11 protein-coding genes are annotated in these 13,298 nt (G+C 58.2%); 5 read left to right on the forward strand and 6 right to left on the reverse strand.

The genetic code is table 11. From position 1 onward, the window contains the following. Positions 1-98: 98 nt before the first annotated feature. Positions 99-500 (reverse strand): DNA-directed RNA polymerase subunit omega, encoded by a 402-nt coding sequence (gene rpoZ, locus ACK6D9_RS17295; protein ID WP_322988964.1) that lies wholly within the window; start codon positions 498-500, stop codon positions 99-101. A gap of 355 nt (positions 501-855) precedes the next feature. Here rpoZ and ACK6D9_RS17300 point away from each other — a divergent pair, with 355 nt between their 5' ends. Continuing rightward, positions 856-1,443, forward strand: coding sequence for an NYN domain-containing protein (locus tag ACK6D9_RS17300; RefSeq protein WP_322988965.1), 588 nt, complete (start codon positions 856-858; stop codon positions 1,441-1,443). A 171-nt stretch (positions 1,444-1,614) separates the two neighbouring features. Continuing rightward, complete coding sequence (locus ACK6D9_RS17305) at positions 1,615-2,124, forward strand: uracil-DNA glycosylase family protein (protein ID WP_412051837.1); 510 nt, start codon at positions 1,615-1,617, stop codon at positions 2,122-2,124. On the opposite strand, the gene smpB is transcribed toward ACK6D9_RS17305, so the two are convergent. Continuing rightward, the gene (gene smpB, locus ACK6D9_RS17310) at positions 2,121-2,603 is read right to left on the reverse strand and encodes an SsrA-binding protein SmpB (protein ID WP_322988966.1); all 483 of its coding nucleotides are present in this window, start codon (positions 2,601-2,603) and stop codon (positions 2,121-2,123) included. The two genes, ACK6D9_RS17305 and smpB, sit on opposite strands and share 4 nt — an antisense overlap. A gap of 2 nt (positions 2,604-2,605) precedes the next feature. Then, on the reverse strand, positions 2,606-3,487 hold the full coding sequence (gene dapA / locus ACK6D9_RS17315) for a 4-hydroxy-tetrahydrodipicolinate synthase (RefSeq protein ID WP_412049457.1): 882 nt from the start codon (positions 3,485-3,487) through the stop codon (positions 2,606-2,608). 342 nt (positions 3,488-3,829) lie between these two features. Between dapA and ACK6D9_RS17320 the strand changes: the two genes are divergently transcribed. Continuing rightward, a complete protein-coding gene (locus tag ACK6D9_RS17320) occupies positions 3,830-5,878 on the forward strand; it encodes a lytic transglycosylase domain-containing protein (protein ID WP_412051838.1) in 2,049 nt (682 codons plus the stop codon). 173 nt (positions 5,879-6,051) lie between these two features. Beyond that, positions 6,052-6,978, forward strand: a complete 927-nt coding sequence (locus ACK6D9_RS17325; protein WP_412049458.1) for an alpha/beta fold hydrolase — start codon at positions 6,052-6,054, stop codon at positions 6,976-6,978. Positions 6,979-7,109: 131 nt separating this feature from the next. On the opposite strand, the gene ACK6D9_RS17330 is transcribed toward ACK6D9_RS17325, so the two are convergent. The 3 genes from ACK6D9_RS17330 to ACK6D9_RS17340 form a co-directional block, all read right to left on the reverse strand. Then, the gene (locus ACK6D9_RS17330; protein ID WP_412049459.1) at positions 7,110-8,093 is read right to left on the reverse strand and encodes a hypothetical protein; all 984 of its coding nucleotides are present in this window, start codon (positions 8,091-8,093) and stop codon (positions 7,110-7,112) included. A gap of 163 nt (positions 8,094-8,256) precedes the next feature. Continuing rightward, on the reverse strand, positions 8,257-10,026 hold the full coding sequence (locus ACK6D9_RS17335; RefSeq protein ID WP_412049460.1) for an OmpA family protein: 1,770 nt from the start codon (positions 10,024-10,026) through the stop codon (positions 8,257-8,259). 177 nt (positions 10,027-10,203) lie between these two features. Further along, a complete protein-coding gene (locus ACK6D9_RS17340; protein ID WP_412049461.1) occupies positions 10,204-11,364 on the reverse strand; it encodes a porin in 1,161 nt (386 codons plus the stop codon). 746 nt (positions 11,365-12,110) lie between these two features. Here ACK6D9_RS17340 and ACK6D9_RS17345 point away from each other — a divergent pair. After that, positions 12,111-13,292, forward strand: coding sequence for a porin (locus ACK6D9_RS17345; RefSeq protein ID WP_412049462.1), 1,182 nt, complete (start codon positions 12,111-12,113; stop codon positions 13,290-13,292). Positions 13,293-13,298 lie beyond the last annotated feature (6 nt).

The following is a 13,298-nucleotide window of genomic DNA, read 5'->3' on the forward strand; positions in this document are numbered from 1 at the left end:
GAATCCAACGACCGGCGCATTACATCGCATCAGCTGTCTATCGGCCTCCAGCGAGCCCGGTCGATTTAAACCAAATCAATCGGGCTTCACCAACTAGCTCAATAGTCGTCGCTTTTTTCCGGCGGCACAAGCCCTTCAATACCGGCAAGCAGATCTTCTTCCGACATCGAGCCAAACGCCGCAGCTTCAGGCTGGTCATCTTCAACCACTGCATCACCTGCAGCTTCACCAGGCTGGATGAACTGTGCGGGATCGGGTTCTGGCTCATCCACCTCGACATGCTTCTGCAGCGAGTGGATCAGGTCTTCTTTCAGGTCGCCGGGAGACAGGGTTTCGTCGGCAATTTCACGAAGGGCGACAACCGGATTCTTGTCGTTGTCACGGGGAATCGTGATCGGGGCACCCTGCGAAATCTGGCGCGCACGGTGGCTCGCAAGCAGAACCAGTTCGAAACGATTTTCAACTTTGTCGATGCAATCTTCGACTGTGACGCGGGCCATTGCCTGTCCTTTACAAACTGTAATGGGGGGATCAACCCTGCCGATAAACACATTATGCGGCAATTTCAAGTCATTTGGGTCAAAACACCTTCTCAGCAGCGAGAAAGTTGTGCGCCTCGTGCTGCTTCATGTGCTCGTCAGTTACGCGGCTTAACGTCGCCATAAAAATTTACCCCTTGAAAAACAGCCGCAAGGGGAACAATTGCTGCGTATACGGCGTTGTAAGTGACTTCATACGCCCGGGCAACTTCGCTGTCTGGCGATTACCACCCGACAATGTGCTATTGTCAATTCATATAGTTGAAATTCAACCAATATTGCAACCAAACTACTATTGCAGAAAGGAAACCATCAAGTGTTTGATCCTAGAGAGAAAATTGCTCTTTTCATCGATGGAGCCAATCTCTATGCCGCCTCCAAAAGTCTGAATTTTGACATCGATTATCGAAAACTGCTCAAGACGTTTCAATCTCGTGGCTATCTGCTGCGCGCCTATTACTACACCGCATTGATCGAAGACCAGGAATATTCATCGATCCGGCCACTGATCGATTGGCTTGACTACAATGGCTACAAAGTCGTCACCAAGCCGGCGAAGGAATTCACCGACGCGGCGGGTCGCCGCAAGATCAAGGGCAATATGGACATCGAACTGGCGATCGATGCCATGGAACAGTCCGAAGTCGTCGACCACCTGGTGATTTTCTCAGGCGACGGCGACTTTACTTCGCTGGTCGAAGCGCTTCAGCGCAAGGGCCGCAAGGTGACAGTGGTCTCCTCACTCGCTACGCAGCCGCCGATGATTGCCGACGATCTGCGCCGCCAGGCCGATTACTTCATCGACCTGACCAGCCTGAAGGCCGAAATCGGACGGGAAGCTTCCGAACGTCCGCTACGTCCGGCGCCAGTCGCGGACGAGGATGAAGACGAGTTTGACGATTGATTCTCAGTGGCTGTGTACGCCGGCGGGATGATGACAGAGCCCGATCATGACTGCGGATTTTGCCCCCGGCTCCGCAGCTTCATACTGGACAATCGAAAACGCCATCCCGATTGGCACAACGGACCGGTTCGGACCCTCTGCCCGCGCGAGGGTCTACAAGCTGTTGAGCTGCTGATCGTCGGGCTCGCCCCCGGAATGCGCGGCGCCAACCGAACCGGTCGTCCCTTCATCGGGGATCACTCCGGCGATCTGTTATACGCCACGCTCGGTGCGCACGGATTGGCCAGCGGTAGCTTCGAGGCGGACACGGATGACAGTTTGCGACTTGAGAAAACCGCCATCACCAATGCGGTACGCTGCGTGCCGCCCGAAAACAAGCCGATCGGCACCGAGATCAACACCTGCCGAGCTTTTCTGAGCGCCACGATCAGCCAGATGGAGAGTCTCCGCGCCATCATCACGCTGGGCAAGATTTCCCATGACAGCACAGTACGTGCGCTGGGCGGCAAGGTTTCTGCCCACCCCTTCGGTCACAACGCGCACACCTCGATTGGTGGGTTTGAGTTATTTTCGAGCTATCACTGCTCGCGCTACAACATCAACACCGGGCGGCTGACGCCAAACATGTTCAATGCAGTTTTTGCAGATGCGTCACGGTTTCTGTCCCGCACCCAGCCTTAGCCGCGATCCCGTAGAAGCCGGGACTTGTCCCGGTTCCAGTCGCGTTCCTTTTGGGTCTGGCGCTTGTCGTGCAGTTTCTTGCCCTTTGCCAGAGCCAGTTGCAGCTTTGCCGTGCCCTTGTCGTTGAAATAGATCTTGAGCGGCACCAGGGTCATCCCGTCACGCTGCACGGATTGCCCAAGCCGTGCGATTTCCCGCGCCTTCACCAGAATTTTGCGCCGCCGCCGGGGCTCATGATTGAACTGGTTGGCTTGCAGATATTCGGGCACATAGGAATTGATCAGCCACATCTCCCCGCCCTCTTCATTGGCATAGGAATCAGCGATGTTGGCCTTGCCTTCACGAAGCGATTTCACTTCTGTGCCGGTCAGAACCAGACCTGTTTCAAACGTTTCGACAATTTCGTAGTTGAACCGCGCCTTGCGGTTTTCAGCAACGATCTTGCCGTGTTGCGCTTTGTCTTCTTTTTTGGGAGCCATGATCAGCTGGCCACGCCCGCCTGAGCAAGCGCGGCGTCAAGCAAAGCCGCCGTCGCGGGTTCTACCGTGGTCAGAGGCGAGCGGACGACATTCTTGATCAGGCCCATCTTGGCCAGGCAATACTTCACACCGGCAACCCCAGGTTCTGCAAATATCGCCTTGTGCAGCGGCATCAACTGGTCAAGCATCGTCAGGGCAGTGGCGTAATCGCCCCGCAACGTTGCTTCCTGAAATTCGGCACACTGTTGTGGCGCGACATTGGCGGTGACCGAGATGCAGCCAATGCCGCCATGGGCATTGTAACCGAGCGCAGTAGCGTCTTCACCCGACAGCTGCACGAAATCCTTGCCGCAAGCCATGCGCTGTTCGGGCACCCGGGCAAGATTGCCGGTCGCATCCTTGACGCCGATGATGTTGGAAAAGTCGCGGTGCAGCGCCGCCATGGTTTCCACCGACATGTCGACCACCGAACGCGGCGGAATGTTGTAGATGATGATCGGCAGCTTGATCGCCTCGGCCACCGCCTTGAAATGCACGTAAAGGCCCTTTTGCGTGGGTTTGTTGTAGTAGGGCGTCACAACCAGCACGGCGTCGGCACCAGCCTTCTCGGCATGTACAGCAAGCTCGATTGCCTCGGTTGTGTTGTTGGATCCAGCTCCCGCAATCACCGGCACGCGGCCATCAGCCGCCTCCACGCACAGCTCGACCACGCGCTTGTGTTCGGCGTGGGTCAAGGTCGGTGATTCACCGGTGGTACCGACCGGAACCAGGCCACGGCTACCGGCCTTGATCATACGCTCGACGTGGCGCGCGAGCGCATCCTCATCCACCGCGCCTGCGTCAGTGAACGGGGTAATGAGGGCCGGAAGGGAACCCTTGAACATGCTATTCTCCAAAACAACGCCTCCAGCGCGGTCACACTGGTTACAATTCTCTTGCTGCCGGATACAGGAAATCGCCGCGCCGGAAAAGCCTTGCCTCCGGATTGGCTCTGCTTTTACCGAATTGCCGACCGATTTTTGTAACCTTAGCCCAATCCCCGCGGCTAGGCATCCGTAATTTCGCCGGAATAACTCATTTGAATGAATCTCATAAGCTTTTGTTAACTCTTGTTTCACCGCGAAATGCAAAGCTTGCGGCTTGAACATGTACAATCGGGCGCGGGCTGATGGGGCGGCAAGCGTCCGTAAAGCTTCCAGGGATCGCCAATCCGGAACAACGCCATGATGACAAGAACCGCCGTTGCCGCGCTGCTGACGCTCTCCTCAGCCCTCATCACTGTCACCGCAGCGGCGCCATTGCCCGACGGCGACATCCCCCTGCCCGCCCCGCGTCCACTCGCCTTCAGCGCCGAAACCACTGCATCCGTACCCCGTGTCAGCGACACGACGCCAGCCAGTCAAAAGCTGAAAGCCGGGCTCGAGGCATTGGCCGGCAGTGATACCGCGCGTGCCCGCGCGGTCCGTGATTCCATGCCTGCAGGCACACTGGACAATCATATCCTGACTTGGGCGATCGCCCTCTCGGGGCAGGAAGGCGTGCCGTCAGGCGAAATAGCTGCTGCCGCCACCGAACTGAACGGATGGCCAGGTCTCAAATCCCTGCGCAGCCTTTCAGAGCGCGCCTTGTTCTTCGAAAACCCGCCTGCCCGCCAGGTGCTGGCTGCCTTTGGCGACACCCGCCCCGAGACGGTAAAGGGTGCCATCATTTTGGTCCGCGCCTTGATGGCCAGCGGCGACGCCAAGCGGGCACGGTCGGTGGCGGCCAGTTTCTGGCGGACGACACGCATGGACAGCAAGGAAACAGCGATATTCCTGGGTGAATTCGACAGTCTGCTGTCCAAATCAGACCATTTGCGCCGGATGGAGATGTTACTCTATCGCGATCATGTGAGCGAAGCCAAGCCCCTGGCGGAGAAGGCCGGCGCCCAGTCGCTCTATCGCGCGTGGACTGCGGTCATCACCAATCCTAAAAACGCGGCAGGGGCGATATCGTCGGTGCACCGGTCGTGGCATGACACCCCGGCCTATCTTTACCTGCGAATCCGCCATCTGCGCGAACTCGAGCGCAACAAGGAGGCAGCAGCACTGCTCAAACAGATGCCGCGCGATCGCGCAGCCCTTGTCGATCCCGATGAATGGTGGATCGAGGCGCGGGTGGTCAGCCGTGGTCTATATGAGCAGGGAGATGCCCGCGGTGCCTATCAGCTCGCCGCAGCGCACCTGGCGTCAAGTCCCGCCGATTTTGCTGAGGCCGAATTTCATGCCGGCTGGTATGCGCTGCGCGGGCTGAAGGACGCGAAAGCCGCATCCAAACATTTCGCCGCCATTCTCTCTGTTGCCGACGGCCAGATCACCAGGGCACGCGCTTATTACTGGCTTGGCCGCGCCGCGGAAGCCGGCGGCACCGGCAAGGCCGCTGATCACTACGGCCGCGCCGCAAGTTACCCGTCGACCTTTTACGGACAGCTTGCCAGCGCCCGGCTCAATCGCAAATCGCTCAACATTGCTTATCCATCACCCACTGCGACCGACCGCGCACGCTTTGCAGGCCGTGAAGCTGTGCAGGCGATCCGCAAACTAGAAAGCGCAGGCTTCGAGAGCCGCGCCGACATCCTCTACCGCGCACTGGCGGGTGAGCTCGACAGTCCCGGCGAACTGGCGATTCTGGCCGCCATGGCCGAAAAGCGCGGCGATCATCAGGTTTCGCTGCAAATCGGCAAGATCGCCTGGAACCGCGGTCTCGACGTCGCAGCTCTCGCCTATCCGCTGGGTGCGGTGCCCGGCAGCGCTGACATCAAGGGATCGGGCAAAGCGTTAGCCTATTCGATCGCACGGCAGGAAAGCGCCTTCAACAAGGCCGCGGTATCGCCTGCCAACGCGCTGGGGCTATTACAAATTCTGCCCGGCACAGCCAAGGGCGTTGCCGCCCGCTACGGCCTGCCCTATTCGAAAAGCCGCCTGACCTCCGACGCCGGTTATAACGCAACCCTAGGCACCCATTTTCTGGGCGAGCAAATTACCGATTTCGGTGGCTCCTATATCCTGACATTCATCGCCTACAACGCCGGTCCGCGCCGGGTGCCGCAATGGATCGAGCGCTTTGGTGACCCGCGTGGCCGCCCGCTTGACGAGGTGATCGACTGGATCGAGATGATTCCCTTCACCGAAACCCGCCATTATGTGCAGCGGGTGATGGAAAACTACCAAGTCTACAAGGCCCGCCTTGGCGAACCGGCGAGCATCGAGAATGACCTCCGTTTCGGGCGTCGCTGATGCATGTCAAACCGAGGGTAATGCTCGAACCGGGACCCAACACCGACCGTTCCACCCCGCCCCGTTGAATGGGAATCTCAGGGTTGCGACAAACGTCGGAATTACGCAGCGCTGGCATCAAAGCCAAAATGCGCTATAGCCTGATATCACACGATCAGGGACGAATGCGCAGCATGACGAACAACAATATCGAAGCTCTGAAGCCTGTCACCCATGAAGATGTCTTTTTCTCCGCCAGCGACGGCTTGCGGCTGCATGCGGCGGATTATGGCCGTCACGATCCGGCAACCCGTGGGCGCCTGCCGCTGGTCTGTCTGCCGGGACTGACGCGCAACACCCGGGATTTCCATGATCTGGCGTTGCTGATATCCCGCCACGCCAAAACGCCGCGGCGGGTCGTCAGTTTTGATTATCGCGGCCGCGGTCAATCCGGCTGGGACAAGGACCCCTCACGCTACTCGATCGTTGTCGAAGCCGAGGACGTGATCAACGGCATGGCAGCGCTCGGGCTTGAACACGCCATATTCCTGGGCACCTCGCGCGGCGGGTTGATCATGCATGTGCTCGCCGCCATGCGTCCTGGCCTGATGGCTGCCGGTGTGCTCAACGACATCGGTCCGGTGATCGACGGCGCGGGGCTTGCGCAGATCAAGGCTTACCTGTCGCGCACCCCCAAGCCGAAGGATTGGGTCGATGCCGGCCGCATCCTGGCCGAAGCGCACCACAAGAGCTTTCCGGCGCTTGGTGAGAACGACTGGGTCGACTTTGCCCGGGCGATTTATGTTGAAAAGGGTGGCAAGCTCGTTCCCGATTACGACCCTGCACTGCTCGAAGGCCTCAAGGGAGTTGATCTCAATACGCCACTGCCGACCCTCTGGCCGCAATTTGAAGCACTTGGCACCATGCCGTTAATGGTGTTGCGCGGTCAGCATTCAACCCTGCTTTCTGCCGCCACACTGACGGAGATGAAGTCCCGTGTCCCGTCACTTGAGACCGTCACTGTGGAGGGCCATGGCCATGCGCCAATCCTGCATCTGGCCGGCATTCCCGAGATCCTGACCAGCTTCTTTGCCACGGTCGACAAATCGCGACGACATTAGCCTGCCATCAAAGATCTTTTCGTCCGGCACAAAATATCAATTGATATTCAGATAGATAGAATACAAACCGGCGCAAGGCGCGCCGGTTCAATTAATCTTTGGCAGCAAAAAGCGCGCCTATCCAAGCGGACTCAGCTGCTTTTACCTGTGCCTCGTTTTGGCGTTGCACCGGCCGAGCTCGCCACTTCACCCCTGGCAACGCGCTTGGCAAAATCGGTTTTCCCGCCCTTGGCCAGCACCTTGGCCTGGCCAACCCAGTCCTCCCGTTCGATACGGCCCGGGAAGGCCAGCCGTTCGCCGATTTCCGCTTGTTCCTTCTTGGTCCATGCGGCGATCTGGGCAAAGCTGTTGACGCCGATGCCGTTCAGCTTGGCCTCGTTCTGAGGGCCGATTCCCTTGACCTGCTTGAGGTTGTCCGGCACTTCAGCAGCGACCGGCTTGGCCTTGCCTGGCTTGACTGCGGCGGCTGGCTTACCCGCAGCGGGCTTTGCCTTGACGGTTTTAGCCGCAGCGGGTTTGGCTTTCACTGATTTGATCGCTGCGGATTTGGCTTTGCCGGACCTGGTCTTGGTCGCTTTGGCCTCGGCGGGCACGACGCTGGCAGGTTTCGCACTGGCGGATTTGGCGACGGTCGGCTCCGTAGCCGCAGGTTCAGCACTGACCGATTTGGGACGCCGCGTTGCAGCCTTCGCCTTTGGCGCAGCCACACCGGTGGATTTTGCCGTTTTGCCGGTTACCGCTGGCGTCTTGCTGGCACTCTTGCCCACCGTCTTGGTCGTGCGTGTCTTGCCCGTCGCGGTCTTGGCTGCCGCAGGTTTTTTCGGTTTTGATAGCGCCTTTACCGCTGCACCTTCAGCTGGGGCATCAGTCACGGCTTTGGCAGTTGTGGTCAGCGCCGAAGCAGGTTGCGGCGTCGATTTCGGCTCATAATGCGGCCGCGGCGCAGCAAGTTCAGATGCCGTCGATGTGCGTGCAGCACCTTCATGGGTCACGGCAGCAGCGGCGCCAGAGTGGGTCTGCGCACCCTTACTCATAGTCCGTTTGAGCCAGCACCCGGCCAGACAGCCAAGCGCAAACGCCACAGCGATCAGGAAAAACGTTTGTAAAAACAACATGATCATTCCACCCCCACCCTCTTGTCAGGACACCCGTTCATGCTCGGTCACGCGCGCAGGTTTTCCAACCCACGAACCCGCCGACCAGGAATGCACACAAGAGCCAGAACCACATATGCATGAACACGTAAGCCATCGTCTCCTCCTCCGGGGCAGAGCCCCTTCATTTCAGCACTCGAAACTCGATCCGGCGATTTGCCGTCTTGCCCGTGCTGGTACCATTGTCGGCCACAGGCCGAGCTTCACCATAGCCGATTGCGGACAACCGGTCCGCTTCCACACCGGCTTCAACCAGAAATTCGATAACCGAGGCCGCCCGGCGCTCGGAAAGATCCAGATTGGCGTCCTCCGCACCATCTGAATCGGTATGCCCTGAGATTTCCAGCCGGATGTTTCCGCATTGGCTGGCCGCGAATGCAATATGGTCAAGGAAGCCATGGGAGTGGGGCTGAATATTTGCCTGAGCAGTGTCAAACAGCACGGAGTTTGCGCCGGTCAACTGGTCGAGCCGTCGCTGGCACGAAGCCGAATCCAGCACGTCCTCCGGCACCGGTCGCACGGCCACTTGCGTATCGGCTTCATAGCCCTGCGGCAAATCCTCGGCCATCGCCTGTTTGACTACCTGCAGCGCAGCCGGGTTCAGAACCTCTCCCCGCACGATCACCTTCCGGCCGTTCACCCGAACCTCGGCATCATCATCAAGCCGGCTGAGCGCCTGCAACGCTGCAAGTACTGCGGTCTCAAACTCTTTCGGGGCACCGTTGGCAGTCTTTTGCCGGTCCTCAATTGTCAGCGCACCGAATTTCAACCCGGCAATCTCGGCAAGCCGCGCCCGGGTTGCTTCCCCCGGGACAAATCCGTCAAGGACCAGCCCGGCATCGGACCGGCTGGCCGACCACTCGAAGGGCGATACCGCAACGATACCGATATCAGCAGTACCGAGCACCAACCCACTGCTAAAACCGTCATCGAGAATCTGCTGGACCTTGCGAAAATCATCGCTTGTTGCAGCCTGCCCGGACAAATCAAGCACATTGCCGCGTATCGAAGCCCGCCCCTCTGCCAGATGGGAAAGGACCGACATGGCTTCAGACGAAGCAGCCAGCCAATCGACCCCAACCGGCACACCGGCCGCAAACCGCATCCCGTCGACAACCTTCACACCAGACCTGACGGACATTGCCGCATCGACAATCTGCTGGCGAACCTCCGGGCTGGGCGCGTAGCCAGCCAAGTTGATCCCCTGCGCATCAATTTCCGCACTCCAACCATAGCCCTCGGTCACGCTCGCGGGTGTAATTTCCACATCGCCCAAGGTTCCACCCGCCGGCAGCGGTGCGGCAAGCGCTGACAAGACCGCCTCGTGATCTTCAGGATTAAGCGCCTGCCCGCTCACCTTGACGACTGTATCGGAAATTTCCACCACCCCGGTCGAAAACCAGGAAAATGCCGCAAGCCCGAAATCGGCCAGCTCCGTCAAGTGATCGGGTGCACCGCGCGCCAGTTTCATCTGATCAAGAAGCGCGATCCCCGGCAGCATCGCGGTCAGGTCGGCAATTACCTGTTTGCGTGTTGCCTCATTGGGCACGAAACCACTCAACGTCACCCCGTGCTCGGTTTTTTCTGCCAACAGGCGATAGGGTAATTCCAGCGGCAACAGCCCTGACGCATTGTTCACTACGCGCACACCGTAAAGAGCTTGAACTATTTCCAGCGCCTTGGCGCGGCTTGGCTCGTCCGGCGCCAGGCCGGTGAGCCTGAGGTCACGCCCCCGAACCGAAAGCTGGACCCATCCTTGATGAGGTTCAAGTGCCAGGAGCGCGCGCTTTCTGAGATCGGCTTCAATGATGTCGGCGCGAAACCACATTGCCAGAGCAGTCAGACACGCGACTGCCGCCAGCCCCGGCCAAATCCAGGATTTCCAATTGACCATGATATCTCCGCCAAGAATTTGTCGTGGACGAACCTAGCATCGCCAGTTCGGCTTGGCCAAGCCAAATGCCGGAAGGGTCGGAGAACGGTAGCTAGCTGCGAGTAATGCCGGAACAAAGACAACAAAAAACCCGGCAGCCAAGGCTGCCGGGTTCTATCAGATCAAACCGAGGTTTGATTAGAACGAGCGCTGCACGCGAAGCTGTGCACCGAAATCGCCACCGTTGACGGAACCGTCGTCGTAGTACGCAACTTCAGGCGTGACCACGAGGCCCGGGACCAGGGTGTAAGCAACGTTACCAACCAGCGACCAAGCGTCGGAGTTAACAGTGTTGCTTTCGACCCACTGACCCTGAACGTTGATGCTTGCCTTTTCGGAAACATTCAGCGTACCGCCAGCGATAACCGACCAGGTTTCGTCGGTGGAGAGGCCGTTTGCCCAAGTGGTGTAACCCGAAGAGTTTTCACCATACTGGAGCATTGCGAAGACCGAAGCCATGTCGTTGATGGTTACGTCAGCGCGGAGCTTGGCAGCCCAGCCACCGTACTGAACGGCACCGAGGTCGTCACGGGAATCCCATGCAAACACACCGGAAAGATCAACCATGCCGGCATTGTAGCCGAGACCGACAACAACATGCGGCATGTAATCGTCAATGCCCCAGCCAGAGCGCGCCGTAGCGGCGAGCGCAACACCGTTAACATATCCTGTATCGCTAGCACCCTGTTCAAGAGCGATAGCTGCGCGGAAGGCGCCGCTATTGTACGTGTAGCTGATCAGGTTGGTGTCAAACGGGCCGTAACCACCAGCAAGCGTATCCTGGATCACTGCACCGGCATAACCGGTAAAGGTGGAGAACAGCGATTCGTCCTTACCAACGCGGAGACCACCGAGCTGGATCCAAGCAAAGTTCAGCGAAACGTTGGAACCGTGGCTGTAACCATTAGCCGTCGTGACGGGGAATGTTCCCGGAACAACATCCTGACTGTCTGCCCAGTTGAAACGGGTTTCAGTGTAGGTGCGCAGGGTGCCGAGTTCAGTTTCCGAAGCGGTCGACGTGCGGAACGAGAAGCGCATCTGCTTGTTGTAAGTTTCATCACCGGTACGCGAAGTGTGCGAATACAGGTCGCCGCCCATGATGTCGTAACGCAGATAGCCGTGAATGCGCAGGCAGGTTTCGGTGCCCGGGATGTAGAAATAGCCAGTGCCGAATGCGTCGCAAACGCGGACGTATTCAACGGGTTCCGGCTCAGCTGCAACGATAGCGTCTGCAGCGCGAGCGCCGGATACAGCAACGAGGGCTGCTGCGGAGCCGAGGAGTAGGCTCTTGATGTTCATGTTCTGACCTCCAGTCAAAAGTATTTAAAGGGTCTGGGTTTTCGCTGAAGGACAGCATTCCCTGCCCCATCCCCACGATGGAAGAAGAAAGACGGTGCCGCCTTGCCTTCGAAAACGAACATACTCGCCAGCACCGCCCACGCAACGCCGATCAACCCCGTTGGCCCCTCCCTGCCATGCCTTCACATCGCCCTGTTGCACAAATGACACGAAATCCGAGCCAGCCGGCTGTTTTGTTTACCCCTCGTTAGGTTTCTCGTCCTCCTTAAGCTCAAAAACGCGGGGAATCGCGAGAAAAATTGCCGGAAAACCCGGGCTTTGGTCGGGCGGACTGATTCTCATGCTTGCTCCATAGGCTTGAATCAACTGCGGCTCTCTAAAGTGGTGCCTGCTTACGGTGCGGCCTCCTCCTCGTCTTTGTCTGACTGAGCCGTGCGCGACTGCGGTCCGGTCTGACGCGCTTTTCGTATAGGAAGTGGAGCTGGTCGAGATCTGCCACTCCTGGACAATAAGTATTTGCCGGTCGTCTGCCTCCCGGCATCAGAACAGGACCTCTTTATGAGACGCGGCGAGGCTCTACTCGGCCGCCGACAGAGCTGCAGACGCCTGCTCCGCAGTTATCTGCTGCCAACAAACGATCTTGGAGGCGATCCGCTAAAGTACTGAAAAGCTAGTATTTCGATAGTTATCAATCAGTTAGCCATGAGACCGATTTTCCAGTTCATCTTTTGACTGGAGGTCAGAACATGAACATCAAGAGCCTACTCCTCGGCTCCGCAGCAGCCCTCGTTGCTGTATCCGGCGCTCGCGCTGCAGACGCTATCGTTGCAGCTGAGCCGGAACCCGTTGAATACGTCCGCGTTTGCGATGCATTCGGCACTGGTTTCTTCTACATCCCGGGCACCGAGACTTGCCTGCGCATTCACGGCTATCTGCGTTACGACATCGGCGGCGGCGACCTGTTCGAGCGCACTTCGAACACTGGCGAAGAGACCTATTTCAAGCGCGCTCGTTTCGCTTTCCGTACGTCGACTGCTTCGGAAACCGAAATGGGCACCCTGCGTACCTACACTGAAGTTCGCTTCAACTACGACACGAATGCCAACTACAACACTGCTGTTGCAGGTGCTGCTGACGGTTACGCCACCTTGTCGAGTTCCACGCTCAACTTTGCCTGGATTCAGCTTGGCGGTCTTCGCGTCGGTAAAGACGAGTCAAGATTCATCACCTTCACTGGTTATGCCGGCGGCTTGATGAACGACGATTATCTCTTTGCTGCAGGGCATTATGATACCAACCTGATCAGCTATACCTATGATAGCGGTCCATTCAGCGCAACATTGGCGCTTGAGCAGGGCGACGATAGCTATGGTGCCGTAGGCACTAAATATAATGCTGCTAATATTAACGGCGCAAGCACAACAGATGGCTCGGGGAACTGGGGTATCGACGACTACATGCCGCATGTTGTTGCCGGTATCGGTTACACCGCAGGCATGGTTCAGCTGCGCGGCGTCTTCGCTTGGGATTCCCGTGACGATTTTGGCGGCACAGAACGTGGTGGCTGGGCAGGCAAGATCCGTGCAGACGTGACCCTCAATGATCGGGCATCCGTCTTCGCAATGCTGCTCTACGGTGAAAACTCTTCGGGTTACACCACTTGGAGCGATGGCCTTGCTACAGACGAGACCTTTGCCGTCATCGCTGGTGGCTCTTACCAGCTGACAGACAAGGCCGCTTTCAACATCCAGGGCAACTGGCGCGAAAGCAACACAGCAGCTAACTCTGACGCGTGGAGCTTGGGTGCTAACGTTGCTTACGAATTGGTACCTGGCCTGACCGTGACACCTGAAGTCTTGTACGTTGACAAAGGTACTGCTGACGACGGCAAGTTCGGTGGTTACTTCCGCGTGCAGCGCTCGTTCTAATCAGAC

Origin of the sequence: Hoeflea sp. Naph1 (assembly GCF_046837775.1) — a bacterium.
Classification (GTDB): Bacteria; Pseudomonadota; Alphaproteobacteria; order Rhizobiales; family Rhizobiaceae; genus Hoeflea.

What these genes read in the sequence shown, in the direction of transcription:
- rpoZ (WP_322988964.1), bottom strand. Translation starts at nt 500, where the DNA reads ATGGCCCGCGTCACAGTCGAAGATTGCATCGACAAAGTTGAAAATCGT.
- ACK6D9_RS17330 (WP_412049459.1), bottom strand. Translation starts at nt 8,093, where the DNA reads ATGTTGTTTTTACAAACGTTTTTCCTGATCGCTGTGGCGTTTGCGCTT.
- smpB (WP_322988966.1), bottom strand. Translation starts at nt 2,603, where the DNA reads ATGGCTCCCAAAAAAGAAGACAAAGCGCAACACGGCAAGATCGTTGCT.
- ACK6D9_RS17325 (WP_412049458.1), top strand. Translation starts at nt 6,052, where the DNA reads ATGACGAACAACAATATCGAAGCTCTGAAGCCTGTCACCCATGAAGAT.
- ACK6D9_RS17340 (WP_412049461.1), bottom strand. Translation starts at nt 11,364, where the DNA reads ATGAACATCAAGAGCCTACTCCTCGGCTCCGCAGCAGCCCTCGTTGCT.
- ACK6D9_RS17345 (WP_412049462.1), top strand. Translation starts at nt 12,111, where the DNA reads ATGAACATCAAGAGCCTACTCCTCGGCTCCGCAGCAGCCCTCGTTGCT.
- dapA (WP_412049457.1), bottom strand. Translation starts at nt 3,487, where the DNA reads ATGTTCAAGGGTTCCCTTCCGGCCCTCATTACCCCGTTCACTGACGCA.
- ACK6D9_RS17335 (WP_412049460.1), bottom strand. Translation starts at nt 10,026, where the DNA reads ATGGTCAATTGGAAATCCTGGATTTGGCCGGGGCTGGCGGCAGTCGCG.
- ACK6D9_RS17320 (WP_412051838.1), top strand. Translation starts at nt 3,830, where the DNA reads ATGACAAGAACCGCCGTTGCCGCGCTGCTGACGCTCTCCTCAGCCCTC.